Here is a 25,138-nt window from a genome sequence, read left to right as displayed (position 1 = left end):
ATCACCGAGGCGGGGCGGGCAGGGTGAACTCGTTGCCGTCGGGGTCGGTCAGGACGACCGCACCGTCCGCGCCCGTCTCCAGCCGGGTCGCCCCGAGGGCGACCAGCCGGTCGACCTCGGCTTGCTGGTCGCCTGCGGGCGGGGCGAGGTCGAAGCGTTGCCGGTTGCGTGCCGTCTTCGGGGCCACGGGCGGGCCGCCCCACGCGACCTTCGTGCCACCGTGCGGTGACTGGATGGCGGTCTCCTCGTCCTGGTCCCACACCAGCGGCCAGTCCAGCGCCCGGCTCCAGAACAGGCCGACCTCGCGGGTGCCGTCGCAGGCCAGCTCCCCGAGCAGGCCGCACCCGGCGAGGAAGCGGTTGCCCGGCTCGATCACGCAGAACTCGTTGCCCTCGGGGTCGGCCAGCACGATGTGCCCCTCCTCGGGGCGCTGCCCGACGTCGAGGTGGCCGCCGCCGAGCCCCAGTGCCGTCGTCACCAGGCGCTGCTGGTCGGCGGGGTCGGTGCTGGTCAGGTGCAGGTGCAGGCGGTTGGCTCCCGCCTTCTCGGTGGGGCTCGGGACGAACCTGAGGCTGGGCTTGGTGTCGTCGCCGGGGAGGAGCGCGCCACGGGCGTCCCCGGTGACCTCCCGGCCGAGCATGCCGGCCCAGAACCGCGCCAGGCGAACGGTGTCGTGCGCGTCGAAGGTCACCGTGAGCAGTGGCGAGGGCATCACCGCACAGTAGACACGGGCCCGGAGGTGGGCAACGCAAATAGCCCGGCCGGCCGGAAGCCCTTGACGACCAGCCAGACCCCGAGCGACAGCTCCCACGCGGCCACCGGGATGGTCAGCACCGCCGAGAGCGCGGACGCCTGCTCGTTGAGCCCGAACATGGTGGCCACGGCCGAGGCGACGAGCAGGGGCGCCCCGACGAGCCCGAGCACGGGAATGATCCGGGGCACGAGCGCGGAGCGGTACATCAGGTAGCCGAGCAGCAGCGCGTTGGCGGCGGGGACGAGGCCGGGGCCGAGCAGGAACGTCCAGTCGCGGACCGCGACGAGCGACGCGCCGACGGCGACGAGGGTGGGGGCGTCGGTGCCGGCCGTGGAGGTGAACTGCTGCCGCAGCGTCACCACCGCCAGCAGGCTCGCGACGCCCACGACGATGATCGCGGCTTCGAGGACGCGGGCGGTGACGAAGCCGAGCGCGGCGGCCTCGTGCTGACGCCTGACCACGGGGAAGAGCGCGACGGCCGTGCCCACGCAGGCGACGGCGTTGACGAGGTCGAGCAGGCAGCCCGCGATCACCCGGGTGTCGCTGCCGGCGCTGACGATGTAGTCGGGGTTGCTGAGCACCGGGTCGATGAGCGCCACGGCGGGGAGCGAGGCGAGGAAGGTGATCAGGTAGAACACGCCCGCGACCAGCGCCGTCCTCCTCCCGGGCGAGCCCACCCGCATCCGTGTGGCTTTGGTTCCCGTGCTGGCGGTCATCTCCACCCTCCCCTTCCCCGGCGGCGAGGTGTACGTCGTACACCTTCGCGGCCCACGGTAAGGTGTACGGCGTAAACCGTCAAGGGCGCGATCGTGGAGGACTTGTCATGCCGGGCTTCGACGTGGGTGCGCGCGAGCGGCTCAACCGGGAACGCGTGCTACGGGCGGCCGTCTCGCTCGCCGACGAGGCCGGAATCGCGGCGGTGAGCATGCGGCGGCTCGCCCAGGACCTGGGCGTGGTGCCGATGGCGCTCTACAAGCACGTCGCCGACAAGGAGGAACTGCTCGACGGGATGGTGGACACCGTCATCGCCGGGATCGCGCCGCCGGAGCCGGGCCTGCACTGGAAGAGCGCGGTGCGGCAGCGGGTGCTCGCGGCGCGGCGAATGGTGCTCCGGCACCCCTGGGCGCGGCAGGCCATCGAGTCGCGCACCAGCCGGACGCCGACCGTCCTGGCCCATCTCGACTCGCTGGCCGGCGCGTTCCTGGCCGGCGGCTTCTCCGCCGACCTCACCCACCACGTCATGCACGCCCTGGGCAACCGGGTCTGGGGCTTCAGCCCCGAGCTGTTCAACGCCCCCGGGCCGGCCGCTCCGCGACCGCCCGCCCCGGACGAGCAGGAGGCGACGGCACGCGAGTTCGCGCGGCGGTTCCCGCACATCCTGGCCATCGCCACCGCGGCCACCGGGGGCGACCTGGCGGCCGTGGGTCAGGGCTGCGACGAGCAGTTCGAGTTCGAGTTCGCCCTCGACCTGCTGCTCGACGGCGCCGAACGGCTGCACCGGGCGGGCTGGCGGTCGGCCGCCCCGGCAGTGCCGTGACGGGTCGACCCCGGGGTCAGGACCCCTGCCCGTCGGCGGCCGGCACCTGCTGGACCACCTCGAACTCCAGCAGGGTCGCGCCGGTGGAGACCGGGCGTCGCTGCTCGCCGCCCGCGCCACCCGCGTGCGCGGCCCGCGCCGGCCCGGCCGCCCAGTTCTGGTACGCCTCCTCCGACTCCCAGCGCGTGTAGACGAAGTAGCGCGTCTCGCCGCCGACCGGGCGCAGCAGCTCGAAGCCGAGGAAGCCGGGGGAGCCCTCCACCGCGCCGGCCCGCGCCGCGAACCGCCGCTCCAGCTCCTCGCCCGCGCCCTCGGGGACATCGATCGCGTTGATCTTCACGACTGCCATGGCCCCACCCTACTCAGAACGCCTCCACGGCCGGGACCAGGTCGGCGTCCACCACGATCGGGGCGTGGTCGGAGGGACCCTTGCCCTTGCGGGCCTCCCGGTCGACGTACGCGGCCCGGACCGCGCGGGCGAACGGCGCGGACGCGTAGACCAGGTCGATGCGCATGCCCTTGTTCTGGTGGAACATCCCGGCCCGGTAGTCCCAGTAGGTGAACGGGTGCGGCCCCTTCATCGGGGTCGGCACCACGTCGGCCAGCCCCAGGTCGCGCAGGGCGGCGAGGGCGGCCCGCTCGGCCGGCGTGACGTGGGTGGAGGTGACGAACAGGGCGGGGTCCCACACGTCGGCGTCGGTCGGGGCGACGTTGAAGTCGCCGCAGACGGCCAGCGGCAGCCCGCCGGTCAGCTCCTGCTCCAGCGCGTCGCGCAGGGCGGCGAACCAGGCCAGCTTGTACGCGTAGTGCGGGTCGTCGAGGGCGCGGCCGTTCGGCACGTACACGGACCAGACCCGCAGCCCGTCGCAGGTGGCCGAGACGGCCCGGGCCTCCGGCTCGGGGAAGCCCGGCTCGCCGGGGAAGCCGACCGTCACGTCGGCCAGCCCGACCCGGGACAGGATCGCCACCCCGTTCCACCGGCCGTCGCTGTGGCTGGCCACCGTGTAGCCCAGCTCGCCGACCTCGGCCACCGGGAACGCCCCGTCCGGGCACTTCGTCTCCTGGAGGCAGACGACGTCGGGGGCGGTGGTGGCCAGCCAGTCGAGCAGCCGGGGCAGGCGGGCCTTCACCGAGTTCACGTTCCAGGTCGCCAGGCGCATGCCTCCAGCCTGCCGCATCCCCGCCCCGGCCGCCCGGTCAGCTGCCCGGGGTGTCGCCCGGCCGGCCCTGCTCGGCCAGGAACCGCTCCAGCTCCGCCCCCAGCTCGTCGGCGGTCGGCAGCGGACCGCCCTCGGTGGCGAGCAGGTTCTTCTCGCCCCGCCCCCGGGCGAACGCGTCGTACTGCTCCTCCAGGGCCGAGACCAGGGCGGCGGCGTCCTCGGTCTGGGCGACCTGCCGGTCGATCTCCACCCGCACCACCTCGGCGGCCGAGCGCAGGCCGTCGCGGGGCAGCAGCAGGCCGGTGCTGCGCGACACCGCTGCCAGCAGCACCTCGGCGGCGGCCGGGTACTCGGCCTGGGCGACGTAGTGCGGCACGTGGGCGGCGAAGCCGAGCGCGTCGCGGCCCTGCTCGCCGAGGCGGAACTCCAGCAGGTGCCCCACGCTGCCGGGGACCTGGACGCGCTGCAGCCACGGCTCGTACCCGGAGATCAGCTCGCGGCGGGTGGCGTGCGCGGTCACCCCGGTCGGGCGGGTGTGCGGCACCGCCATCGGGATCGAGTTGAGCCCGACGGTGAGCCGGACGTCGAGTCGGGCGGCCAGCCCGCCGACCGCGGCCACGAACCGCTCCCACTGCAGGTCCGGCTCGGGGCCGCTGAGCAGCAGGAACGGGGTCTCGTCGTCGTCGTGCAGCAGGTGCACCTCCAGCTTGGGGGCGTCGTACTCCTCCCAGTGGTCCTCGACGAAGGTCATCGGGGGACGCCGGGACCGGTAGTCGTAGAGCTGATCGACGTCGAAGCTGGCGACGGGGCGGGCGTCGAGGGAGGAGAACAGCTGCTCACGGGCCAGCCGGGTGGCGCTTCCGGCGTCGACGAAGCCGGTGAGGGCCTGGAGCAGGACCGGCTGTCCGAGTTCGGGCAGATCGTCGGAGAGCTCGTAGAGCTCGTGTGGGTCGAGCACCGGTGCGGACCTCCCTGGGCTGGCGCGTACGGGACCGTGACGCGCACGGCTCCCGGTTCGGGCAACGTACCCGCCATCCTCGTGCATTCCTGCGTCGGGCGGTCCCACGCCCGATCCATGATCACAATCAGGCAACGGCCCCGGTCCCCGGCTGCCCTCCCGCCCCGCCGCCACCCATCGGGGATGGGCCGGACGGATGAGGCGGGGTCGGCCGATCGGCGGGGTGGGCGGGGAGGGGGCGGGTCGCCCGGGTTTCGGGACGTTGTCGACCGCCCGGTGCGCCCGTCGATGCGTACCGGAGGTTCGTCCGGCCCGTCCCGTCCGCGCCGGGCCGTGACGGCGGTCGCCCGGGTGTCCGCATCGCCGGCCCGTCGGTGTGGCGAGGGCCACCCTGAGGGCCTGGGTTATCCCGGAATGACCTGCCTAGCCTCGTCGAATGCGTGACGACGGCATCCTCGACGACCAGCGCGGCCCGGACACGGCGGTGGGCCGTTCGGACGTTTCCCCCTCGTCCGAACGGCCACCCACCACCATCGCCGGCGGCGCACGCCCCGGGCGCCTCCGGACTTCCCTCACTTCCCTCGCTGGCCTGGTTCCTACCCCCTCCGGGTGGCTACGTAACCTCCCGATTCCGAGTGCGCCGGCGGACCGGTCGGCGGCCGGTGACCCCGGCCGCGTCGGGCCGCCCCGCCGGGGCCGTCGGGCGGGGGTGGCCGTTGCCGCCGGAGTGGTCTGCTGTCTGGGCCTGGCCGCCCTGGCCCAGGCCCGGGAGGAGCCGGCGGGCACCGGGCGGGGCGCGCCCCCCGCCGCCGACGCGAACCTCGCCCGCCGCGCCGCCGCCGAGGCCGCCTCGCGGTCGCTGGACCGCGCGCCCGGCCCGACGCCCACCCCCTCGGCGAGCCCCACGCCCACGTCTGCGGCCAGCGCCCCGTCGGCCACCGCGTCGCCGTCGGCCAGCCGCAAGCGCGCCGCGCCGAAGCGGCCCGCCGACCCCGCGCCGGTGGCCGGCCTGACCCGGGCGCAGATGGCGAACGCGAAGGTGATCGTGCGCACCGGCCGGGAGCTGGGCTTCCCCCGGCGCGGGCTGGTCATCGCGGTGGCCACCGCGATGCAGGAGAGCAACCTCTACAACGTCGCCAGCGGGGTGCTGCCCGAGTCGCAGGAGTACCCGCACCAGGGCATCGGCTGGGACCACGACTCCGTCGGGCTGTTCCAGCAGCGGGCCAGCAGCGGCTGGGGCGAGGTGGGGCAGCTCATGGACCCCGCGTTCGCCGCCCGGCAGTTCCTCGCCGCCCTCGCCGAGATCCCCGGCTGGGAGGACCTGCCGCTGACGGTCGCGGCCCAGTCCGTCCAGATCTCCGCCTACCCGGACCTCTACGCCCAGCACGAGTGGCGGGCCGCGGAGGTGGTGGACGCCTTCCTCTCCGCCGGGATGTGACCCCGGTTTCCCGCAGGCGCCCACGCGGGTGCCTGCCGGCGGCACCCGTCGGCCCCCTCGATCGACCACAGTGGACGATTGGCGCTTGCCGGGGCAGGGTACACATGGAGGAGGACGACCGACAGGAGGACGACATGTCAGCACTGGTGCAGCGGCTCACCCGGTTCCTCCGGTCGCCGCAGGGGCAGCAACTCGTCGACCGGGGCCGCCGCGAGCTGGCCAAGCCGGAGACGCAGCGCAAGCTGAAGCAGCTCGCCTCCCGCCTGTCCAGCCGGCGCTGACCGCGCCGCCGCCGCACCGCCCGTCTCCGACCCCGGGAGCCTCCGTGACCGATTCCGCCCCCGTCGACGGCCAGCCCACCGTCCCCATGCCGGTCCCGTCGCCGCCGGCGGCACCGGCGCCACCGCAGACGGCAGCGGCGGTGCCGGAGGCGGCACCGGGGTTGCCGGTCCCGGCGGTCGCCGCCGAGGACGCGCCGGAGGGGCCGCCGGCCCGGCTCTGGGACCGCATGCGGGAGGACCCGCAGTACGCGCCGGAACACCTGGCCCTGGAGGCGGTGCGCCGCCTCGGGCCGGAGGCGGCGCGGTGGGCCGCCCGCGCGCGGGCGGAGCGCCCCGGTGCCCCGACGGAGGAGCTGGCCGAGCAGGCCGTCCGCCGGTTCGTCAACCGGGCCCGGCTCTCCGGGGCGGTCTCCGGCGCGGCCGGGCTCCCCGGCGCGGTGATCGACGTCGGGGTGCTGGCCTGGACCCAGGCGCGGATGGTCCTGCACATCGCGGCGGCGCACGGGATCGACCCGACGCACCCGGACCGGGCCACCGACCTGCTGGTGCTGCAGAAGGTGCACAAGGTCGCCGAGACCGCCCGCCTGGCGCTGGGGGTGGCCGCCGGGCGGGAGCGCGCCGGGGCCCTCTTCGGCTCCGGCGGGCAGGCCGCGCTCGGCAAGGTGATGCTGCGACTGGGCGTCCGGCTGGCCCAGATGGCCGGGGTCCGCGCGGCGAAGCGGATCTTCGCCAAGGTGATCCCGGGGGCCGCGATCATCCTCGGCACCTGGGCGAACTCGTCGGCGACCAAGGACCTGGCCGAGCGGTCGCGGCAGCTCTACCGCAGCATGGGCCCCGCCGGGGGCGTCCCCCGGCCCCGCTGAACGGCCCCGCTGAGCGTGCCCCGTCGGCCCGGCCCCGCCAGTCGAAGCCGGTGGCCAGGCCCGGCCCGGCCCGGTCAGTCGAAGCCGGCGGCGCGCCAGGTCACGTCGGCCAGCCGGCCCTGGCCGGCGACGTTGGGGTGGAACCAGTCCAGCGCGTTGACCAGGTCGAGGGTGAAGCGGACGCGGTGCACCGCCCCGCCGTCGTAGCGGCACCGCGAGCCGTACGCCCGGCAGGCCGACTTCAACTGGGCGTTGTACGCGTCGATGCGGTCCCGCACCTTCGCCCGGCGCGTCACGTCGGCGGGCGCGGTCGAGGTGGCGTTCGCCAGCAGCGCGGGGCACACCCCGTGCCCCCACGCCCGCACCGCCCGGGAGTCGGTGTGCCCGACCTCCCAGAGCCGGTACAGGTCGGGGACGCTGACCACCAGCACCCGCGCCTTGGGGCGGCCCTTGCGCAGCACCCGCAGGCCCTCGTCCACCTGCTTGCGGAACGTCGCCGCCGGGGTCATCGCGGCGACGTCGTCGCGGCACGCGTCGTTCGCGCCGATCAGCACCGTCACGTAGTCGGCGCGGTCGCGGACGGCCGCCTCGGCCTGCCCGGCCAGCGCCGCCGCCCGCGCGCCCGGCTTGGCGTGGTTGTGCGCCGCGCCGCGCAGCTTGGGGTTGCGGTCGAGCAGCCGCTGGTAGTGGCTGTCCACCCGCAGCCCGTCACCCGTGGACCAGGAGTTGCGCTCGCACGAGCTGAGCATCAGGCAGGAGCCGAAGCCGGTGCTGATCGAGTCGCCGAGGGCGGCCATGACGGCCGGCGTGCCCGGGGCCGGTGACCCGCCCGAAGGTCGCGGGCCGGCCTCGCCGTCGCTCTCGCAGGCGAGCGCGACCAGGGCCAGCAGGCAGGCGACGGCGGCGACCCAGCGTCGAGGCATCTTCCCCAGTCCCGCTTCCCCAGTGCTGCTTTCCTGTCGCGTTTCCTGTCGCGCGGCGGAGTGCGACAGCCAGCCAACCCTACGTGCGCCACCGGCGCGGCCGGTGGCCTGCTGTCGGCTTTCCGGCACTCGACGCCCCGGGCGTCCCCGCGTGTGCTAGTCGGCTCGCCCGTGACCCGATGCCCGGTTAACCGGGCCGATCGGGGGTAGCCCGCAGGGATGACGAGATCGCAGCCCCGTCGCGCCCGCGGCACCGTGGGCCACGCGTACAGCGCGTTGAACCTCCGCCTCGTGCTCGCCGGCTTCGGGCTCGTGACCATGGTGATCTTCGCCGTGCTGGCGGTGTGGGCCGGCGTGGGGTGGCTCGGCGTCGTCTGCGCCGTCTTCGCCGTCGTCGCCGCGGTCGACCTGGTCGTCATCCAGCGCCGCCGTGCCGCGCGCCGCCGGGAATCCCCGGGCGCGCGGCACTCGCTGTTCGAGTGACAGGAGTACGAGATGTCCATCGCCACCACCAACCCCGCCACCGGACAGGTGCTCACGTCGTACGACCCCATGTCGGACGCCCAGCTCGACGCCGCCATCGAGCGGGCTGACCTGGCCTTCCACGACCTGCGCCGGACCACCGTCGCCCAGCGGGGCCGGTGGCTGACCGCCGCCGCCGACCTGCTCGACGCCGAGCGCGACGACACCGCCCGGCTGATGACCACGGAGATGGGCAAGACGTACGCCGCCGCGCAGGCCGAGGTCACCAAGTGCGCCTCGGCGTGCCGGTTCTACGCCGCCCACGCCGAACGGATGCTCGCCGACGAGCCCGCCGACGCCCGCGCCGTCAAGGCCGCCCGCGCCTTCGTGCGCTACCAGCCGATCGGGCCGGTGCTGGCGGTGATGCCGTGGAACTTCCCGCTCTGGCAGGTGATGCGGTTCGCCGCGCCCGCCCTGATGGCCGGCAACACCGGCCTGCTCAAGCACGCCTCGAACGTGCCGCAGACCGCCCTCTACCTGGAGGACCTGTTCCGCCGCGCCGGCTTCGGCGAGGGCTGCTTCACGACGCTGCTCGTCGGCTCGGACGCCGTCGACCGGATCCTGAGCGACCCCCGGGTGCGCGCCGCGACCCTCACCGGCAGCGAGGGCGCCGGCCGGTCCATCGCCCAGATCGCCGGCCGGGAGCTGAAGAAGACCGTCCTGGAGCTGGGCGGCAGCGACCCGTTCGTGGTGATGCCGTCGGCCGACCTGGACCGCGCGGCCGAGGTCGCCACCACCGCCCGCTGCCAGAACAACGGGCAGTCCTGCATCGCCGCCAAGCGCTTCGTCGTGCACACCGACGTCTTCGACGCGTTCGCGCAGCGGTTCGCGGCGAACATGGCCGCGCTGCGGGTCGGCGACCCGATGGACCCCGCCACCGACGTCGGCCCGCTGGCCAGCGAACGGGGCCGCGACGAGATCGACGCCCAGGTCCGCGACGCCGTCGAGCAGGGCGCCACCGTGCTCTGCGGCGGCGAGAAGCCGACCGGGCCGGGCTGGTTCTACCCGCCGACCGTGGTCACCGACCTGCGGCCGGAGATGCGGATGTGGTCGGAGGAGGTGTTCGGGCCGGTCGCGGGGCTGTTCCGGGTGTCGTCGTACGCCGAGGCGGTCGAGGTGGCCAACGGGACCGCCTTCGGCCTCGGCGCGAACGCCTGGACCACCGACCCGCAGGAGCAGGAGCGCTTCGCCACCGACCTGGACGCCGGCAACGTCTTCGTCAACGGGATGACGACCTCCTTCCCCGAGCTGCCCTTCGGCGGCGTGAAGAACTCCGGCTACGGCCGCGAGTTGTCCGCGCTGGGCATGCGCGAGTTCTGCAACACCAAGACCGTCTGGGTGGGCCGGGGCGAGGCGACGGCCGGCGCGGGGGCGCACGCCGAGTAAACGGGCGCCGGCGTGGGTAGGAGGTGCGCCCATGACGGTGTTCGGCTTCCACGCGTCCCACGAGCAGATCCACCCGGCCAGGCTGCTGGAGGCGGTGATCCACGCCGAGCGGGCCGGCTTCGACGCCGCCATGTCCTCGGACCACTTCTCCCCGTGGAGCGCCCGGCAGGGCGAGTCCGGGTTCGCCTGGTCCTGGCTGGGCGCGGCCCTCCAGGCCACCAACCTGCCCTTCGGCGTGGTCAACGCGCCGGGCCAGCGCTACCACCCGGCGATCATCGCGCAGGCCATCGGCACCCTCGGCGCGATGTACCCGGGCCGGTTCTGGGCGGCGCTGGGCACCGGCGAGGCCAGCAACGAGCACATCACCGGCGACCCGTGGCCCCGCAAGGACGTGCGCAACGCGCGGCTGCGCGAGTGCGTCGACGTGATCCGGGCGCTGCTGGCCGGCGAGGAGGTCAGCCACGACGGCCTGGTCACGGTCGACCGGGCCAAGCTGTGGACCCGCCCCGAGCAGCCGCCGGCCCTGATCGGCGCGGCCGTCAGCGTGGCCACCGCCCGCTGGTGCGCGCAGTGGGCCGACGGGCTGATCACCGTCAACGCCCCCACCGGCCACCTGCGCGAGATGATCGACGCCTACCGCGACGCCGGGGGCCGGGGCCCGCTGCACCTGCAGGTGCACGTGAGCTGGGCACCCGAGCAGGCCGAGGCCGAGGCGATCGCGTACGACCAGTGGCGCAGCAACGTCTTCGCGCCGCCGATCTGCTGGGACCTGGAGACCGCCGAGCACTTCGACGTGGTCTCCGTCGACGTGCCGCTGGCGAAGGTCACCTCGACGGTCAACGTCTCGGCCGACCTCGGCCGGCACGTCGGCTGGCTCCAGGAGTACGTGGAGCTGGGCTTCGACCAGATCGCCCTGCACCACGTCGGGCAGCAGCAGCGGGCCTTCATCGACACGTTCGGCGCCCAGGTGCTGCCGAAACTGCGGGCCGCGTGATCGGTGCGCGCCGGATGGGGCCCTAGGCTCGTACCCCATGGAGCCCCTGTTCGAGGTCGTCGTCTTCCTCGCCATCGCGACGCTCGGCGCGGCGCTGGCCCGCAAGCTCGGGCTGCTCGCGCCGATCCTGCTCGTGGTGGTCGGCCTCGCGCTCTCCTTCGTGCCCGGCTTCCCCCAGGTCCGGCTCGACCCGGACCTGGTGCTGGTGGGCATCCTGCCGCCGCTGCTCTACGTGGCGGCCCTGGAGACGTCGGTGCCGGCGTTCCGGCTCAACCTGCGGCCGATCCTGCTGCTCGCCGTCGGGCTGGTGATCTTCACGGCGTTCGCGGTGGGCCTCGTGGTGCACCTGCTGCTGCCGGCGGTGCCGTTCGCCGTCTGCCTGGCCCTCGGCGCGGTGGTCGCCCCGCCGGACGCGGTCGCGGCCACCGCCGTGGCCCGCCGGATCGGCCTGCCCCGCCGGGTGGTGACGATCCTGGAGGGCGAGAGCCTGATCAACGACGCCACCGCGCTGGTGCTGCTGCGGGTGGCCACGATGGCGACGATCGGCACGTCGGTCGGGGTCGGCGACGTGGCCTGGGAGGTGCTCGTCGCCACCGGCGGCGGCATCGTGATGGGCCTGCTCGGGGTGGTGGTCTTCGGGTTCCTGCACAAGCGGATCACCGACCCGCTGCTGGACAACGCGGTGTCCCTGATCGTGCCGTTCGCGGTGGTCTTCGCCGCCGAGGAGATCCACGCCTCCGGGGTCGTCGCCGTGGTGGTGACCGGCCTCGGGATCGGGCACAAGATGCCGCTGCTGATGTCGGCGGCCTCCCGGCTGCAGATCGGCGCGTTCTGGCGGCTGGTCCGGTTCCTGCTGGAGGGGCTGGTCTTCCTGCTGGTCGGCCTCCAGCTGCGCGAGGTGGTGCGGGACCTGGACGAGCCGCTGGGCTTCCTCGCCGCGATCACCGGCGCGGTGCTGGTCACCGTCTTCCTGACCCGGTTCGTGTGGCTCTTCCCGGCCACCTACCTGGCCCGCCTGGTGCCCCGGGTGCGGCAGCGGGACCCGGCCCCGTTGGCGAAGTTCCCCATCGTCATCGGCTGGGCCGGGATGCGGGGCGTGGTCACCCTGGCCGCCGCGCTGGCCCTGCCGCTGACCCTCGCGCAGGACCGCCCCTACCCCCGGCAGTTGTTCATCTGGCTGGCCTTCGCGGTGATCGTGGTGACGCTGGTCGGCCAGGGCGCGACGCTGCCGGCGGTGGCCCGCCGGCTGAAGCTGCCCCCGGACGACCCGGTGCAGGACGCGCTCTCGGCGGCGGGCGTGCAGCAGCAGGCCAGCCGGGCCGCCCGGGAGCGGCTGGACGAGCTGGCCGAGTCGGCGCCGACGGCGGTCGTGGAGCGGCTGCGCCGGGTGGCGCAGGAGCGCACCAACCTGGCGTGGGAGCGGCTGGGTGGCACCGAGCGGGAAACGCCGTCGCAGGCGTACGGTCGGCTGCGGCAGGAGATGATCGACGCGGAGCGGGAGGTGTTCCGGGCCGCCCGCGACTCCGGCCGGATACCGGAGGAGGTGCTGGTGCGGGCGTACCGCGACCTGGACCTGGAGGAGTCGCTGTTGCGGCGGGAGGAGGAGTCATGAGCTGCGAGCACCTGGCGGGGGCGGGCACGGTCGAGCCGGCCACCACGACGGAGTGCCCGGACTGCGTGACCGTCGGCAACGCCGACTGGGTGCACCTGCGGTCCTGCCTGACCTGCGGGCACGTGGGTTGCTGCGACTCGTCGCCGTACCAGCACGCGTCGAAGCACTTCGCGGAGAGCGGGCACCCGGTGATGCGCTCCATCCAGCCGGGGGAGGCGTGGCGCTGGTGCTTCGTCGACGAGGAGATCGGCTGACCGGCCACCCGGGAGGGCGGGGCCGACGCGGCTCGTATGACGCAGCCGCTATGCGGATGGATCGGCCAGGCTGGATCTATCATCGACGCACATCGATTGGTGCGGTGTTGCCGCCGTGACCTCCGAGGAGTGCGTGTGATCCGACGACACCTGCTGCGTGCGGCCGGAGCCCTGGCCGCGACCGTCCTGGCCGCCGCCGGGGTGCTGGCCGCCACCGGCACCAGCGCGTCCGCCGTCCGCACCGTCTACTACGACGCGAGCCGGGCCGGCGAGTTCCGCACCAACTTCGACCAGGCCGCCCAGATCTGGAACAGCAACGTCAGCACCGTCCGGCTGCTGCCCGCCACCCCCGGCAACATCACCATCTACGTGGACAACGGCTGGCCCCGGGCGCAGACCACCTCGCTGGGCAACGGCCGGGTCTGGATGGGCTGGGAGGCGGTGAACGAGGGCTACAACCGCACCCGCATCGCCACCCACGAGATCGGCCACATCCTCGGCCTGCCCGACAAGCGCACCGGCCTCTGCTCCGACCTGATGTCCGGCAGCAGCGCGCCGGTGTCCTGCACCAACGCGACCCCCAGCGCCGCCGAGGCGTCCCGCGTCAACCAGCTCTTCGCCGGCGGGCTCACCGCGACGACGACGGTCGGCAAGACGTACGTCTGGGTCGGCGGCGAGGCCGCCCCGAGCATGGCGGGCGGGGTCACCGCCGGGGCGCACGACGCCCCCTGATCCGCGCGGCGACGCCGCCGGCCGGAACGCCGAAAGGGTGGCCCCCCCGAACGGGAGGCCACCCTTTCCGGCTGGACGGGTCAGGACAGGGTGCAGGGCGCGCCGTTGACCGTGACCAGGCCCGGCGCGGGGTTCGCGCCGCCGCTGGTGGTGGCGTTGAAGCCGAAGGTCGTGGCGCCGCCCGGGTCGATCCGGGCGTTGTACGACTCGTTCTTCGCCGTCACGGTGGCCCCGGACTGGGTCACCTTCGCCATCCACGCCTCCCGCACCTTCTGGTCACCGGTGAAGGCGAACTTCGCGGTCCAGCCGTTCACGACGGCGGTGCCGGTGTTGCGGATGGTCACCTGGGCGGTGAACCCGGTGCCGCCGTGCCAGGTGCCGTAGTTGTCGTACGACACCGAGCAGACCGGCGCCGGCACGGCCGGAGCGTCGTCCTGGTCGGCGAGGAACGAGGCCAGCCAGGTCAGCGCCGAGTTCCAGTTGATCGCGATCTCGTTGGTCGAGTACGAGTTGATGTCGTCGACGTAGCAGAACATCGGCTTGCAGCCGGCGAGCAGGTTCGACGAGAACGGGTCCTGCAGGCCGGCGTTCGCGCCACCGGCGAGGGAGCCGGCGGGCGGGTTGGGCGAGGTGGGGTCGAACTGGTTGGCGTACATCCGGCTGTGCTGGTTGCGCGCGGTGTGCTCGCCCCACCCGGTCACGTACGAGATGTTGAGCGCGTTGCGGCCCAGCAGGTAGTCGGCCGCCTGCACGGCCCCGTCGCGGTACTTCGCGTCGCGGGTCAGGTCGAAGGCGGTGCCCAGCACGACCGCGTTGTTGGTGATGTTGCCGTTGGCGCCCCAGAAGTAGCTGTTGGCGTCGCCGGGCATGGGCAGCCCGTAAGCCTGGCCGGCGGCGATCTCCAGGTAGCGGTCGGCCGCGGCGGTCACCGAGGCGCGGACCCGGGTGCGCTCGGCGGCCGGCAGGCCGCTGGGGACGGTGGCCAGGTCGAGGCGGCCCAGCGCGGCGACGCCCTGCCAGCCGAAGCCCTGGTCGCCGAAGACCGCGCCGGTGTGGTGCTTCGAGGCGGTCAGGTCGGTCAGGTACGCGGCCTCACCGGTGGTCAGGAACAGCTCGGCGGCGGCCCAGTAGAACTCGTCGCTGACGTCGGTGTCGTCGTACGTGCCGCCGCCGGTGCCGTCGGTGGGGCTGGCGTAGATCGCCGGGTGCGCCTTGGCGGCGGCGTACGCGGTCTTCGCGGCGGTGCCGCAGCGGGTGGCGAACGCCGCGTCGTACGGGGCGAACAGGCGGGCGCACTGGGCGGCGACGGCGGCCAGGTTGAGCGTGGCGGCCGTGGACGGCGGGTGCAGCTCGCGCGGCTGCGGGTCGGCGGCCGGGTCGAGCGGCAGGCCCGTCCAGTTCTTGTCGTGGATCTTGTGGTGGGCCATCCCGGCCAGCGGCTTGCCGGCCGGCACCTGCATGCGCAGCAGGAACTCCAGCTCCCAGCGGGCCTCGTCGAGGATGTCGGGCACGGCGTTGCCGCGCTCGGGCACCCGCAGCGTGCTGTCGGCCAGCCCCGCGCCGCCGTCGGCGGTGGCCGCCGTCTTGGTGCGCTCGAAGGTGTTCAGCAGCTGGTAGGTGGCGATGCCGCCGTTGACCACGTACTTGCCGTGGTCGCCCGCGTCGTACCAGCCGCCGCGCACGTCGAGGGAATAGTCGCAGACCCCCGGCTGGCAGGGCACGCTGGTGTCGCCCTGGTTGGGGGCGACGCCGAGGTGACCGGCGGCGCGGGCGTACTCCTCGCCGACCAGGTCGCCGTCGATGGCGATGCCGCTGCGCTGGATGTAGAAGAACTGGAGGGCGTCGCTGCGCAGCTTGTCGTAGAGGGTGCCGGAGATGTCGAACGGGTGGCTGGTCTCGCCGTCGGCGACGAGCGTGTAGCCGGTGCCCGGCGTGCGGAACGACGAGAAGTCGATGGTCTGCACGTTCTGCCCGGACGCCTCGTCGACCCCGCGCGGCTTGCTCTGCCCGCTGGCCACCACCGCGCCGGCGGCGGAGCGCAGCTGCCAGGCGAACGGGGTGGTGGCCTCGGTGACCACGGTGGCGTTCTTCGGGCCGCCCGGCAGGTAGCCGACCTGGTTGACCCGCACCCGGGGCCCGGTGTCCGGCTCGTACGGCACCGGCGGCTCGCCGCCGCGCAGCGAGACGTTGTCGAGGCAGATGGTCTGCTCGGCGGCGGCACCGCCGACCTGGAAGATGATCTGCGCGCTTGGGTTGTCCTCGCTCGCGGTGAACGTCTTGGTGAAGTGCGCGCTGGTGCCGGTGGCGGCGGCGTCCACGCTGGCGTACTGCGTGTAGGGGGCGGCGCCGAGCTGGAGCACGGCCTTGACGTTCGCCCCGGGGGTGGCGGTGATGTCGAAGGACAGCTCGTACTCGGAGCCGCCGGTCAGCGGCACGGCGTCCTGCCCGATGCCGGCGTCCCAGGGGTTGGCCAGCCCGCCGTCGACGGTGGCGCAGAGCCGGCCGTCGGTCACCCCGAGCGGGCCGGTGCCGTATGAGAACCAGGGGGAGACGCCCTCGCTGAAGTCGCCGTTCTTCAGCTGCTCGGGGGCGTCCGGGGGGACCTCGGCGTGGGCCACACCGGCGGTGGTGCCGGTGAGAGCCAGGGCGGTCGCCGCGGCGAGTACCGCGAGGCGGCGTCGACGTCGTCGGGATGGCGTCACGGGGGATCCTTCCGGGGGACGGGGCTGCGCCGATGCTGGGAGCGCTCCCATTATCCGCCTGATATTTCCAGCGGGTGTCTGCCGTGTCAATTGAGGTGGCTGAATAAGATTGATCGGCCCGTCCCGCCGCGTGAGATTCGCCGCGCCACGCGGCGTCGTCGCGATCTCCTAGAGACAACTGCGCCCTCCAACTGGCAGGCTGCGTGCCATGACCCTGAAGCTGCGTTCCGTGGGGGCGAGCGACCGCGGGCTGATCCGCAGCGGCAACCAGGACGCCCTGCACTCCGGCACCTGGCTCGTCGCCGTCGCCGACGGCATGGGCGGGATGGCCGCCGGAGACCTGGCCAGCCGCATCGCGATCGACGCGGTCGGACCCCTGGACCTGGCCACACCCGAGGACGCCCTGGTCGCCGCCCTGCAGAGCGGCATCGAGCAGGCGACCGCGCGGATCGCCGAGGCCGTGCGCGAGGACCCCGAGCGGCAGGGCATGGGGACCACCCTGACAGCCCTGCTCTTCGCCCGCACCGGAAGCTGCCTCGCCCTGGCCCACGTCGGCGACTCCCGCGCCTACCTCTACCGGGAGGGGGTGCTCAAGCAGATCACCCGCGACGACACCTTCGTGCAGATGCTCGTCGACCAGGGCCTGATCACCCCCGACCAGGCCGCGAGCCACCCCCGCCGGGCCGTCGTCACCCAGGCGTTGCAGGGCGGCGAGGTCTCCCCGGCGTACGCGACCATGGTGCCCCGGGCCGGCGACCGCTGGCTGCTGTGCAGCGACGGCCTGTCCAACGTGGTGCGTCCGGACACCCTCGCCGAGGTGCTGGCCGGGCACCCGGACCGCGACGAGTGCGCCCGGCGGCTGATCGACCTGGCGCTGCGCGCCGGCGGCCCCGACAACGTCACCGTCGTCATCGCCGACGTGGTCGCCGAGGACTGACCCCCCCGCCCGCCCGCCGCCCGCCCGGGTGGCCGCCGCCATGTCGGCGACATGGCGGTATCCGGGGCCTCGGGACACCCCCATGTCGCCGACATGGTGAGCCCGGGTCCGGGCGGGGCCGGGTCCGGGCGGGCCCGGGTCAGCGGCGGCGGGGGGCCGCCCGGCGGGTCGGCTCGGCCGTGGTCGGGTCCTCCGGCCAGGGGTGGCGGGGGTAGCGCCCGCGCAGCTCCGCGCGGACCTGCGGATAGCCCGTGCGCCAGAACGACGCCAGGTCGGCGGTGACCGCCACCGGCCGTCCGGCCGGGGAGAGCAGGTGCAGCAGCACCGGCACCCGGCCGGCGGCGACCCGGGGCGCGTCGGCCCAGCCGAACGTCTCCTGGAGCTTCACCGCGAGCACCGGGGCGGCCGGGTCGGCGTAGTCCACCCGGACCCGGGAGCCGCTGGGCACGGCGATCCGCTCCGGGGCCAGCTCGTCCAGCCGGGCCGCCAGCGACCAGGGCAGCAGCCGGCGCAGCGCGGCGACGACGTCGACCCGGGCCAGGTCGGCGCGGCGGCGGGCAGCGGCCAGCTCCGGGCCCAGCCAGTCGGCCACGCCGGCCAGCAGCGCGTCGTCGGTCACGTCCGGCCAGTCCGGCCCGAGCGCGTGCCGGCAGAACGCCATCCGCTCGCGCAGCGCCCGCGCGGCCGGCGACCAGGTGAGCAGCGCCAGGCCGTCGCGGCGCAGCCCGTCGCGCAGCGCGGCGGCCACCAGCTCCGGCCCGGGGTGGGCCAGCGGCCGGGCGACCAGCTCGATCGCGCCGAGGCGGACCACCTCCCGGGCCATCACGTCCCCGCCGGACCAGACCACCTCCCGCCTGGAGCGCAGCAGCGGCCCGCCGGCCTCCCGCGCCGTCGCCTCGTCCAGGCCGGCGGCCAGCCGCACCCGGGCGGTCGGCGCGCCGGGGGACCGGTCGGCCACCGCGACGGCAAGCCACGCCGTGCCGGCCAGCGCCGACCCCGGGGCCAGCTCCGCCGCGGTGCCGCCCGCCATCAGGTACGTCGACCCGCCGGCCCGTCGGAGGCGGGCCAACCGCTCCGGGTACGCCAGCCCGACCAGCAGCCCGGCGGCCAGCTCGTCGGGCAGCGGCCCCTCCGGCCGCTCCCGCCCCGGCGCGCCGTCGGTGTGGTCCCGCCCCGGCGGCTGGCCGATCCGGTCTCGCCCCGGCGTGCGGTCGGTTCGGTCCCGGCCCGCCGGCTGGTCGGTGCGGTCGCGCCCCGGCGGCTGGCCGATCCGGTCCCGTCCGGGCGTGCCGTCGCGGCCGGGGGCGTCGGGGCGCGCTGAGGTCGTCGGGGCGGTCGTACCGGTGGGCAGGGCGGCGCGCAGCCGGCGGGTCTCGGCGCGCCAGCGGGCGGTGGCCACCGGGTCCGTGCCCGCCCGCAGCCGCCGCCACGCGGCGGCGAGGTCGTCGCCCGGCCCGGCGACGGTGTCGTCGGCGAGCAGCGCGACGACCTCGGCGGCCCGGTCCGCGCCGACCACCGGCGCGCCGTCCAGCAGCGCCCGGGCCAGCCGGGGGTGCGTCCCGGCCCCGGCGATGGCCCGCCCCCGGTCGGTGATCCGGCCCGCCGCGTCCAGCGCGCCGAGGGTGGTCAGGGCGTCCCGGGCGACCGTCATGGCGGCGGCCGGCGGCGGGTCCGGCAGGGCCAGCCCGGTGCCGTCCGGGTCGCCCCAGGCGGCCAGTTCCAGGGCGAAGCCGGTGAGGTCGGCGGTGGCGATCTCCGGCTCCGGCTGGGCGGCGAGCCGGGCGTGCGTCGCCTCCGACCAGCAGCGGTAGACGTGCCCGGGTGCCTCCCGGCCGGCGCGTCCGGCCCGCTGGGTCGCCGCCGCCCGGGACACCGGCACGGTGACCAGCGCCCCCAGCCCCCGGGACAGGTCCACCCGGGGCACCCGGGCCAGCCCGGCGTCGACCACGACCCGGACCCCGGGCACGGTCAGGCTGCTCTCCGCCACGGCGGTGGCCAGCACCACCCGCCGCCGGCCGGCGGGGCGCAGCGCCGCGTCCTGCTCGGCGGCGCGCAGCCGCCCGTGCAGCGGCAGCAGGTCCACGGTGCCCCGCAGGGCGGCCAGCCGACCGGTCACGGCGGCGATCTCGCCCACCCCCGGCAGGAAGACCAGCACGTCACCGTCGTGCTGGGCGAGCGCCCGGCGCACGGTGGCCGCCACGTGGTCCAGCAGCGCCGGGTCGACCCGGCCGGAGGCGGTCACGGGGGCCGGGCGGGGCGGCGGGGCCCAGACCCGGGCCACCGGGTGCAGCGCGGCCTCCGCCCGCACCACCTCGGCCGGGATGCCTCCGGTGCCGAGCAGCGTGGCGAAGCGGTCCGCGTCCGGGGTCGCCGACATGGCCAGCAGCCACAGGTCCGGGCGCAGGGTCTCGCGCGCCTGCGCGGTGAACGCCAGCGCCAGGTCGGCGTCGAGCTGCCGCTCGTGGCACTCGTCGAGGAGCACCGCGCCGACGCCGGGCAGCTCCGGATCGCGGTGCAGCCGGCGCACCAGCAGGCCGGTGGTGACCACCTCGACCCGGGTGGCGGCGCTGACCCGGCGCTCGCCGCGCACCGCGTATCCGACCCGGTCGCCGACCCGCTCGCCGAGCAGGGCGGCCATCCGGTGCGCCGCCGCGCGGGCGGCCACCCGGCGCGGCTGGGCGAGCACCACCCGGCCGGCGACCGCCCCGGCCACGGCCAGCGGGGCCAGAGTGGTCTTCCCCGTGCCGGGCGGTGCGACCAGGACCGCGCCGCCGGCCGCGCGCAGGGCGTCGAGCAGCCCCGGCAGCGCGGGGCGGACCGGCAGGTCGAGGGTTACGTCGGCGAGCACCGTCCTACTGTCGCACCGGGCCGCCGGGCGTCAGCGGGGGCGTACGGCGTCGAGGCCGGCGACGAACGCGCCCCACGCCCCCGGGGCGAAGACCAGCGCCGGCCCCCCGCGGTCCTTGGAGTCGCGGACCGCGACCCGACCGTCGGCTGTGGCCACCTCGACGCAGTTGCCGTTGCCGCTGCTGCGGCTGCTGGTCCGCCAGGCCGCCCGGGACAGGTCGAGCGCGGTCATCCCCGTTACCTCGTCTTCTGCTGGCGTGCCGCGATGCGGTCACGCAAAGTTACGAGAAGCCTCCTCCAGGCGGGTCAACGAATCCGCCGGACTGAGCGCCATCCGGCACAGCTTCTCGTGCAACAGGCTATACCCGCACACATGATCGGCTTCCTCCAGAGCCAGTCCCATCGTGAGGTTATCCAGGTAAACCACGGATGCGTCGGCGTCGTCGGAAAAGCCCAGGATGACGTAGGGAGTGGTCATCGCCGGGTGCCCGCCGGCCGCGAACGGAAGTACCTGCACCGTGACGTTCGGTAGTTGTGCGACGTGGTGGATGTGGGCCAGCTGCTCGGCCATCGCCGCCGGTTCGCCGACCGGTCGCAGCAGCACCGCCTCGTTGAGCACCACCGACAACTCGACGGGGTTCTCCCGGTGCAGCACGTCCTGCCGGCGCAGTCGGGCGGCGACCTTGCGCTCGATGCGTTCCTCCCCGGCGGTCAGCCGGTAGATCGCCCGGGCGTACGCCTCGGTCTGGAGCAGGCCGGGCACGGCCTCGGCCTCGTACGTGCGCAGCGACGCCGCCTCGGCCTCCAGCCCGACGTAGAACTCGAACCACTCGGGGAGGACGTCGCTGTAGTTCTGCCACCAGCCGCGCTGCTGCGCGCCCCGGGCGATCTCGATCAGCGCCTCGGCGTCGGCCCCGGTGACCTGGTAGAGGGCCAGGGCGGCCCGGACGTCGCGGGGCTTGATGCCGATCTGGGCGTTCTCGATGCGGGAGAGGTTGCTCTTGGACATGTCGAGCTGGCGGGCGGCGACGTCGAGGGTCATCCCGGAGCGCTCGCGCAGGTGGCGCAGCTCGCGGGCGATACGACGACGGCGGACGGTCGGGCTGGCGGTCACCCTCCGAGTCTGTCACGCCAAGATCCCCAGGTCGTTCGGACACGGAGTGCAACTGTCGAAAGTGGGAGTTGCGTTGCAACCCGCTGACGTGCATCCTTTCACCCGGCGTCGATCAGTTGTGGACAATCCGTTCGGGAGGCTCGTGTGCTCACCGCCGACGAGTTCTATCTGATCGCCCACAACGACAGCCGGGGCAAGCCCAAGCTGCACCCCAGCGCGGCGGGCATCGGCCTGGCGGCGGCCCTGCTCGGCGAGTTGGTCCTGTTCGGACAGGTCACCGTCGCCGCCGGGAACGTGACCGTCGTCGACCGCCGCCCGCCTGCCGACGCCCTGGCCCACACCGTCCTGGACCAGTTGGTCGGCGAGTCCCAGCACCAGTCGGTGCGCACCTGGTTGAGCTTCCTCGGTCAGAGCGCGGCGACCTCGGTGGCGGAGCGGCTGGCCCGTGCCGGCGTGCTGCGCCGGCAGGAGACCCGCCGCCTGCTGCGCACCAGCGTCAGCTACGTCCCGGTCGACCTCAACGCGGTGGCCTGGCCGGCGACCCGGCTGCGGGCCCTGCTCGACCGGCCGGAGCCCCCGACCGTGCCGGACGCGCTGCTGCTCGGCCTGGTCTCCGCCGCCGGCCTCACCCGCGAGGTGCTGTGGAGTGCCGGCCCCCGCGCCCACCACCGGCTCAGTGTTCTCATCCCGGCGTTGCCCCCGCCCCTGAAGGAGCTCGTCGCGCACACCGAGGCCGCCGTCGGCGCGGCCGTGCTGCGCGGCATGCCCTGACGGCCGCCGGCCCCTCACCCCCCCCTCCTCGAACCGGAGCAGTCGATGCCCCCCACGACTACATTCGAACGACCGAGCAACGTCTCCGACGCCCTGGCCCGTGGCCGCCTCGGCGTGCCGTCGGTGATCTTCTTCGTGCTGTCGGCGGCCGCGCCGCTGACCGTGGTGGCCGGCGTGGTCACCACCGGCTACGCCGTCACCGGCGTCACCGGGATGCCGCTGGCCTTCCTGGTGGTCGGCGCGGTCCTCGCCCTCTTCTCCGTCGGGTACGTGGCGATGGCCCGCCGGGTGGAGAACGCCGGGGCGTTCTACGCGTACGTCTCGCGGGGGCTGGGCCGCCCGGCTGGCGTCGGCGCGGCGTGGGTCGCCCTGCTGGCGTACAACGCGCTCCAGGTCGGGTTGTACGGCGCGGTCGGCGCGGCGGCGACGCCGGTGCTGGAGCGGCTGTTCGGCGCGTCACCGGCCTGGTGGGTGGTGGCCCTGGTCGCGTGGGCCCTGGTCGCCGTGCTCGGCCTGCTGCGGGTCGACGTCAACGGCATGGTCCTGGCGGTGCTGCTGGTCGCCGAGATCGCGGTGATCCTCGTGTTCGACCTCGGGCAGCTCGGCCACCCGGCCGGCGGCTCGGTGAGCCTCGCCGCGCTGTCCCCCGACAGCCTGCTCGTCCCGGGGGCCGGCGCGCTGCTGGTGCTCGCCATGACCGGCTTCGTCGGCTTCGAGTCCTCCGTGGTGTTCAGCGAGGAGAGCAGGGATCCCCGGCGCACGGTCCCGATGGCCACCTACCTGTCGGTGGCGATCATCGCCGGGCTCTACGCCCTGTCGTCGTGGGCGATGACCGTGGCCGTCGGGCCGGACCAGATCTCGGCGCAGGCCGGCGAGCAGAGCGTCGAGCTGATCTTCAACCTGGCCGGGGCGCACCTCGGCGACACCGCCGTCACCATCGGCCAGGCGCTGTTCATGACCTCCGTGCTGGCCGCGATGATCTCGTTCCACAACACCACCGCCCGGTACGCGTTCGCGCTCGGCCGGGAGCGGGTGCTGCCGGCGGCGTTCGGGCAGACCTCGCCGCGCACCGGCTCGCCCCGGGTGGCCTCGCTCGCGCAGAGCGTGCTGGGCCTGCTGGTGATCGTGCTGTACGCGGTCAACGGCTGGGACCCGGTGCTCCAGCTCTTCTACTACGCCGGCTCCGGCGGCGGGTTCGGCGTGCTGCTGCTGATCGCCACCACGTCGATCGCGGTGATGGCCTACTTCGCCCGCACCCGGGCGCAGGAGAACCTGTGGCGGCGGCTGATCGCCCCGGGGCTGGCCGCCGTGGCGCTGGTCGCCATCATCACGGTGGCGGTGGACAACTTCGCCATCCTGCTCGGCGTCGCCCCCGACTCCGCGCTGCGTTGGGCCGTCCCGGCCGCGTACCCGGTGGCCGCGCTGGTCGGCGTGCTCTGGGCGCTGGTGCTGCGCAACAGCCGGCCCGACGTCTACGCCCGGATCGGGCTGGGCGCGGAGAGCGCCACCCTGCTGGCCGCCCAGGGCTTCGACGGCGAGCCGGCCCGCACGGGCGCGGGGGCGCACAGGTGAGCGACGTACGCATCGAGCGGCTCGGCCCGGCCGAGACCCGGCTGGTGGCCGAGCGGATCGCCGAGGCGTTCCTGGTGCTGCCGGCGACCCACTGGCTCGTGCCGGACGCCACGCGCCGCCGGGACGTGCTGGCCGGCAACTTCGAGATCCTGGTGGGCCACGCCATGGCGCACGGCCAGGTGCACGCCACGGCCGACCGGTCGGGGGTCGCGGTGTGGTTCCCGCAGACCGGCGACGACGTCCCACCACCGGAGGACTACGACGCCCGGCTGGCCGCCGCGTGCGGCGCGTGGGTCGACCGGTTCCGCCACCTCGACGACCTGTTCGCCGCCAGCCACCCGCACGACGGGCACCACCACCTGGCGTTCCTCGCGGTCACACCCGACCGGCAGGGGCGGGGGATCGGCTCGGCGCTGCTGCGCCACCACCACGCCTGGCTGGACGCCAACGGCGTGCCCGGCTATCTGGAGGCGAGCAGCGAGATCGGCCGGGACCTGTACGCCCGGCACGGCTACCGGCCCCGGGAGGTCTTCCGGCTGCCGGACGGCACCCCGTTCTTCCCGATGTGGCGGGAGCCGGCGACGACCGGCTGAAGGAGCCGACACGCGAGGGGGCCCGGCGCACGCGCGCGCCGGGCCCCCTCGTCTATCGTGCGGGCGGGCCTAGTAGGTGCCGTCGAGCTGGCCCCGCAGCTTGGTCAGCGCCCGGGCGAGCAGCCGGGACACGTGCATCTGCGAGACGCCGATCTGCTCGGCGATCTGCGACTGGGTCAGGTTGCCGTAGAAGCGCAGCGTGAGGATCTTCTGCTCGCGCTCGTCGAGCGTGGCGAGCGCCGGGCCGAGGGCGACCCGCAGCTCGGCCAGCTCGAACTCGTTGTCCTCGCCGCCGAGCATGTCGCCCAGCTCGGTGGCCCGGTCGCCGTCGCCGGTCGGGGTGGACAGCGACACCGCGTTGTAGGCGCGGGCGCCCTCCAGGCCCTCCAGGACCTCTTCCTCGGTGAGCTTGAGGTGGGCGGCGATGTCGGCGACCGTGGGGGAGCGGCCCAGCGTCTGGAGCAGGGAGCTGTTGGCGTCGGAGATCGCCAGGCGCAGCTCCTGGAGGCGGCGCGGGACGCGGATGTCCCAGGTGCGGTCGCGGAAGTGCCGCTTGAGCTCGCCGATGATGGTCGGGATGGCGTAGCCGGCGAAGTCGACGCCGCGCGACGGGTCGAACTTGTCGATGGCCTTGATCAGGCCGACGGCGGCGGTCTGCGCGAGGTCGTCGGTCGGCTCGCCCCGCCCGCTGTAGCGGTGGGCGAGGTGGTTGGCCAGGGGCAGCCAGGCCTCGATCGCGCGGTCCCGCATCGCGGCGCGCGACGGGTGGTTGGCGGGCAGTGCCGCCATCGCGTTGAGCAGATCGGCGGCGCTGTCGGTGAGCGCACGCGGGTCGAGCTTGGCCGGGGTCTCCGGCGCTGTGGTCGTCTGCTCGCTGGTCGTTGGCGCGGTCATGGGTGGTCCTCCCTGCACCTCGTCCGCGGATAAAAGACGTGACGCTTTGGTTTAGCTTCAGATGGGCCGTTCGGGACTCACCTTAGCCTGATCGGCTCCCAAAAATCTAGCCGAAAGTACGATGTACTTAAGGTGTGTTCGATGACGAAACCCCCAAAAGGGGCAGCAACGTACGAATCTGTGATCGTGATTACCGGTTCCCGGTCAGTTATGGGTCCGAACTGTCGGCTTTCCGTCGTTGTCCCGCTCGCGGGACGGCCCGTAGCGTCGCGGGGAACCTTCCCCCGCCCGGAG

General features: G+C 74.5%; 23 protein-coding genes and 3 pseudogenes. 14 read left to right on the top strand and 12 right to left on the bottom strand.

The annotated features are described in order from the left end of the window. Window position 1: 1 nt before the first annotated feature. Together GA0070558_RS15305 and GA0070558_RS15300 are read right to left on the bottom strand one after the other, a co-directional pair. Entirely contained in the window at window positions 2–712 is a 711-nt protein-coding gene (locus GA0070558_RS15305; protein ID WP_091280110.1) for a VOC family protein, read from the bottom strand. Continuing rightward, entirely contained in the window at window positions 712–1,470 is a 759-nt protein-coding gene (locus tag GA0070558_RS15300) for a DUF4386 domain-containing protein (RefSeq protein WP_091280108.1), read from the bottom strand. Before GA0070558_RS15300 ends, GA0070558_RS15305 begins: the two co-directional genes overlap by 1 nt. Before the next feature lie 107 nt (window positions 1,471–1,577). Between GA0070558_RS15300 and GA0070558_RS15295 the strand changes: the two genes are divergently transcribed. Beyond that, window positions 1,578–2,291, top strand: coding sequence for a TetR/AcrR family transcriptional regulator C-terminal domain-containing protein (locus tag GA0070558_RS15295; protein WP_091280104.1), 714 nt, complete (start codon window positions 1,578–1,580; stop codon window positions 2,289–2,291). A gap of 16 nt (window positions 2,292–2,307) precedes the next feature. On the opposite strand, the gene GA0070558_RS15290 is transcribed toward GA0070558_RS15295, so the two are convergent. From GA0070558_RS15290 to GA0070558_RS15280, 3 genes are read right to left on the bottom strand one after another with little or no spacing between them, the layout of a single operon-like run. Continuing rightward, window positions 2,308–2,640 (bottom strand): antibiotic biosynthesis monooxygenase family protein, encoded by a 333-nt coding sequence (locus GA0070558_RS15290; RefSeq protein ID WP_077937171.1) that lies wholly within the window; start codon window positions 2,638–2,640, stop codon window positions 2,308–2,310. Between the two features lie 13 nt (window positions 2,641–2,653). Next, complete coding sequence (locus GA0070558_RS15285; RefSeq protein ID WP_091280099.1) at window positions 2,654–3,451, bottom strand: exodeoxyribonuclease III; 798 nt, start codon at window positions 3,449–3,451, stop codon at window positions 2,654–2,656. A gap of 37 nt (window positions 3,452–3,488) precedes the next feature. Beyond that, the gene (locus tag GA0070558_RS15280; RefSeq protein ID WP_077937173.1) at window positions 3,489–4,409 is read right to left on the bottom strand and encodes a proteasome assembly chaperone family protein; all 921 of its coding nucleotides are present in this window, start codon (window positions 4,407–4,409) and stop codon (window positions 3,489–3,491) included. 436 nt (window positions 4,410–4,845) lie between these two features. Between GA0070558_RS15280 and GA0070558_RS15275 the strand changes: the two genes are divergently transcribed. From GA0070558_RS15275 to GA0070558_RS15265, 3 genes are all read left to right on the top strand, one after another. Beyond that, the gene (locus GA0070558_RS15275) at window positions 4,846–5,847 is read left to right on the top strand and encodes a peptidase M23 (protein ID WP_091280094.1); all 1,002 of its coding nucleotides are present in this window, start codon (window positions 4,846–4,848) and stop codon (window positions 5,845–5,847) included. A 134-nt stretch (window positions 5,848–5,981) separates the two neighbouring features. Beyond that, the gene (locus GA0070558_RS33410; RefSeq protein WP_176734219.1) at window positions 5,982–6,128 is read left to right on the top strand and encodes a hypothetical protein; all 147 of its coding nucleotides are present in this window, start codon (window positions 5,982–5,984) and stop codon (window positions 6,126–6,128) included. 44 nt (window positions 6,129–6,172) lie between these two features. Beyond that, a complete protein-coding gene (locus tag GA0070558_RS15265; protein ID WP_176734218.1) occupies window positions 6,173–6,991 on the top strand; it encodes an EcsC family protein in 819 nt (272 codons plus the stop codon). Between the two features lie 74 nt (window positions 6,992–7,065). Here GA0070558_RS15265 and GA0070558_RS15260 read toward each other — a convergent pair whose 3' ends face one another. Continuing rightward, entirely contained in the window at window positions 7,066–7,914 is an 849-nt protein-coding gene (locus tag GA0070558_RS15260) for a GDSL-type esterase/lipase family protein (RefSeq protein ID WP_091280087.1), read from the bottom strand. A 219-nt stretch (window positions 7,915–8,133) separates the two neighbouring features. On the opposite strand from GA0070558_RS15260, the gene GA0070558_RS15255 reads away from it, so the two are divergent. The 6 genes and pseudogenes from GA0070558_RS15255 to GA0070558_RS15230 all read left to right on the top strand — a co-directional run. Further along, window positions 8,134–8,397: a DUF6343 family protein gene (locus GA0070558_RS15255; RefSeq protein WP_077937179.1), complete on the top strand. Its 264-nt coding sequence runs from the start codon at window positions 8,134–8,136 to the stop codon at window positions 8,395–8,397. A 12-nt stretch (window positions 8,398–8,409) separates the two neighbouring features. Continuing rightward, window positions 8,410–9,822: an NADP-dependent succinic semialdehyde dehydrogenase gene (locus tag GA0070558_RS15250; protein ID WP_091280085.1), complete on the top strand. Its 1,413-nt coding sequence runs from the start codon at window positions 8,410–8,412 to the stop codon at window positions 9,820–9,822. A 31-nt stretch (window positions 9,823–9,853) separates the two neighbouring features. Continuing rightward, on the top strand, window positions 9,854–10,816 hold the full coding sequence (locus GA0070558_RS15245; RefSeq protein WP_091280080.1) for a TIGR03885 family FMN-dependent LLM class oxidoreductase: 963 nt from the start codon (window positions 9,854–9,856) through the stop codon (window positions 10,814–10,816). A 37-nt stretch (window positions 10,817–10,853) separates the two neighbouring features. Then, a complete protein-coding gene (locus tag GA0070558_RS15240) occupies window positions 10,854–12,428 on the top strand; it encodes a Na+/H+ antiporter (RefSeq protein ID WP_043962840.1) in 1,575 nt (524 codons plus the stop codon). After that, window positions 12,425–12,682, top strand: coding sequence for a UBP-type zinc finger domain-containing protein (locus GA0070558_RS15235; protein WP_091280079.1), 258 nt, complete (start codon window positions 12,425–12,427; stop codon window positions 12,680–12,682). Before GA0070558_RS15240 ends, GA0070558_RS15235 begins: the two co-directional genes overlap by 4 nt. 135 nt (window positions 12,683–12,817) lie before the next feature. Continuing rightward, a pseudogene (locus tag GA0070558_RS15230) lies at window positions 12,818–13,384 on the top strand (snapalysin family zinc-dependent metalloprotease); the annotation flags it as partial. A gap of 110 nt (window positions 13,385–13,494) precedes the next feature. Here the strand turns inward: GA0070558_RS15230 and GA0070558_RS15225 are convergent. Continuing rightward, window positions 13,495–16,116 (bottom strand): glycoside hydrolase family 9 protein, encoded by a 2,622-nt coding sequence (locus tag GA0070558_RS15225; protein WP_091280074.1) that lies wholly within the window; start codon window positions 16,114–16,116, stop codon window positions 13,495–13,497. A 208-nt stretch (window positions 16,117–16,324) separates the two neighbouring features. On the opposite strand from GA0070558_RS15225, the gene GA0070558_RS15220 reads away from it, so the two are divergent. After that, the gene (locus GA0070558_RS15220) at window positions 16,325–17,053 is read left to right on the top strand and encodes a PP2C family protein-serine/threonine phosphatase (protein ID WP_043962844.1); all 729 of its coding nucleotides are present in this window, start codon (window positions 16,325–16,327) and stop codon (window positions 17,051–17,053) included. Between the two features lie 139 nt (window positions 17,054–17,192). Here the strand turns inward: GA0070558_RS15220 and GA0070558_RS35215 are convergent. From GA0070558_RS35215 to GA0070558_RS15205, 4 genes and pseudogenes are all read right to left on the bottom strand, one after another. Next, window positions 17,193–18,203, bottom strand: a pseudogene (locus GA0070558_RS35215) (ATP-dependent helicase C-terminal domain-containing protein); the annotation flags it as partial. A gap of 192 nt (window positions 18,204–18,395) precedes the next feature. Beyond that, window positions 18,396–19,901, bottom strand: a pseudogene (locus GA0070558_RS35210) (helicase-related protein); the annotation flags it as partial. A 30-nt stretch (window positions 19,902–19,931) separates the two neighbouring features. After that, entirely contained in the window at window positions 19,932–20,132 is a 201-nt protein-coding gene (locus GA0070558_RS15210) for a DUF397 domain-containing protein (RefSeq protein WP_091280068.1), read from the bottom strand. Window positions 20,133–20,171: 39 nt separating this feature from the next. Further along, window positions 20,172–21,014, bottom strand: coding sequence for a helix-turn-helix domain-containing protein (locus GA0070558_RS15205; protein ID WP_091280064.1), 843 nt, complete (start codon window positions 21,012–21,014; stop codon window positions 20,172–20,174). A gap of 144 nt (window positions 21,015–21,158) precedes the next feature. Here GA0070558_RS15205 and GA0070558_RS15200 point away from each other — a divergent pair, with 144 nt between their 5' ends. Genes GA0070558_RS15200 through GA0070558_RS15190 form a run of 3 tightly spaced genes read left to right on the top strand, consistent with a single transcriptional unit; the run spans window position 21,159 to window position 23,950 of the window. Further along, window positions 21,159–21,785, top strand: a complete 627-nt coding sequence (locus tag GA0070558_RS15200; protein ID WP_077937187.1) for a GOLPH3/VPS74 family protein — start codon at window positions 21,159–21,161, stop codon at window positions 21,783–21,785. 45 nt (window positions 21,786–21,830) lie between these two features. After that, window positions 21,831–23,357, top strand: a complete 1,527-nt coding sequence (locus GA0070558_RS15195) for an APC family permease (RefSeq protein WP_091280062.1) — start codon at window positions 21,831–21,833, stop codon at window positions 23,355–23,357. Continuing rightward, complete coding sequence (locus GA0070558_RS15190) at window positions 23,354–23,950, top strand: GNAT family N-acetyltransferase (protein ID WP_091280060.1); 597 nt, start codon at window positions 23,354–23,356, stop codon at window positions 23,948–23,950. The genes GA0070558_RS15195 and GA0070558_RS15190 overlap by 4 nt, the downstream gene beginning before the upstream one ends. 69 nt (window positions 23,951–24,019) lie before the next feature. Here GA0070558_RS15190 and GA0070558_RS15185 read toward each other — a convergent pair whose 3' ends face one another. Beyond that, window positions 24,020–24,844, bottom strand: coding sequence for a SigB/SigF/SigG family RNA polymerase sigma factor (locus GA0070558_RS15185; RefSeq protein ID WP_091280057.1), 825 nt, complete (start codon window positions 24,842–24,844; stop codon window positions 24,020–24,022). Between the last annotated feature and the right edge of the window lie 294 nt (window positions 24,845–25,138).

Source organism: Micromonospora haikouensis, assembly GCF_900091595.1.
Classification (GTDB): domain Bacteria; phylum Actinomycetota; class Actinomycetes; order Mycobacteriales; family Micromonosporaceae; genus Micromonospora; species Micromonospora haikouensis.
The sequence above is the reverse complement of the archived record's forward strand: the minus strand, read 5'-3'. Positions and strand labels throughout refer to the sequence as shown.

Excerpts from the sequence above, each read along its gene's own strand:
- GA0070558_RS15240 (WP_043962840.1), top strand. The coding sequence starts at position 10,854 with ATGGAGCCCCTGTTCGAGGTCGTCGTCTTCCTCGCCATCGCGACGCTC.
- GA0070558_RS15250 (WP_091280085.1), top strand. The coding sequence starts at position 8,410 with ATGTCCATCGCCACCACCAACCCCGCCACCGGACAGGTGCTCACGTCG.
- GA0070558_RS15290 (WP_077937171.1), bottom strand. The coding sequence starts at position 2,640 with ATGGCAGTCGTGAAGATCAACGCGATCGATGTCCCCGAGGGCGCGGGC.
- GA0070558_RS15260 (WP_091280087.1), bottom strand. The coding sequence starts at position 7,914 with ATGCCTCGACGCTGGGTCGCCGCCGTCGCCTGCCTGCTGGCCCTGGTC.
- GA0070558_RS15210 (WP_091280068.1), bottom strand. The coding sequence starts at position 20,132 with ATGACCGCGCTCGACCTGTCCCGGGCGGCCTGGCGGACCAGCAGCCGC.
- GA0070558_RS15255 (WP_077937179.1), top strand. The coding sequence starts at position 8,134 with ATGACGAGATCGCAGCCCCGTCGCGCCCGCGGCACCGTGGGCCACGCG.
- GA0070558_RS15195 (WP_091280062.1), top strand. The coding sequence starts at position 21,831 with ATGCCCCCCACGACTACATTCGAACGACCGAGCAACGTCTCCGACGCC.
- GA0070558_RS15285 (WP_091280099.1), bottom strand. The coding sequence starts at position 3,451 with ATGCGCCTGGCGACCTGGAACGTGAACTCGGTGAAGGCCCGCCTGCCC.
- GA0070558_RS15220 (WP_043962844.1), top strand. The coding sequence starts at position 16,325 with ATGACCCTGAAGCTGCGTTCCGTGGGGGCGAGCGACCGCGGGCTGATC.
- GA0070558_RS15275 (WP_091280094.1), top strand. The coding sequence starts at position 4,846 with ATGCGTGACGACGGCATCCTCGACGACCAGCGCGGCCCGGACACGGCG.
- GA0070558_RS15245 (WP_091280080.1), top strand. The coding sequence starts at position 9,854 with ATGACGGTGTTCGGCTTCCACGCGTCCCACGAGCAGATCCACCCGGCC.
- GA0070558_RS15185 (WP_091280057.1), bottom strand. The coding sequence starts at position 24,844 with ATGACCGCGCCAACGACCAGCGAGCAGACGACCACAGCGCCGGAGACC.
- GA0070558_RS15235 (WP_091280079.1), top strand. The coding sequence starts at position 12,425 with ATGAGCTGCGAGCACCTGGCGGGGGCGGGCACGGTCGAGCCGGCCACC.
- GA0070558_RS15305 (WP_091280110.1), bottom strand. The coding sequence starts at position 712 with ATGCCCTCGCCACTGCTCACGGTGACCTTCGACGCGCACGACACCGTT.
- GA0070558_RS33410 (WP_176734219.1), top strand. The coding sequence starts at position 5,982 with ATGTCAGCACTGGTGCAGCGGCTCACCCGGTTCCTCCGGTCGCCGCAG.
- GA0070558_RS15300 (WP_091280108.1), bottom strand. The coding sequence starts at position 1,470 with ATGACCGCCAGCACGGGAACCAAAGCCACACGGATGCGGGTGGGCTCG.
- GA0070558_RS15295 (WP_091280104.1), top strand. The coding sequence starts at position 1,578 with ATGCCGGGCTTCGACGTGGGTGCGCGCGAGCGGCTCAACCGGGAACGC.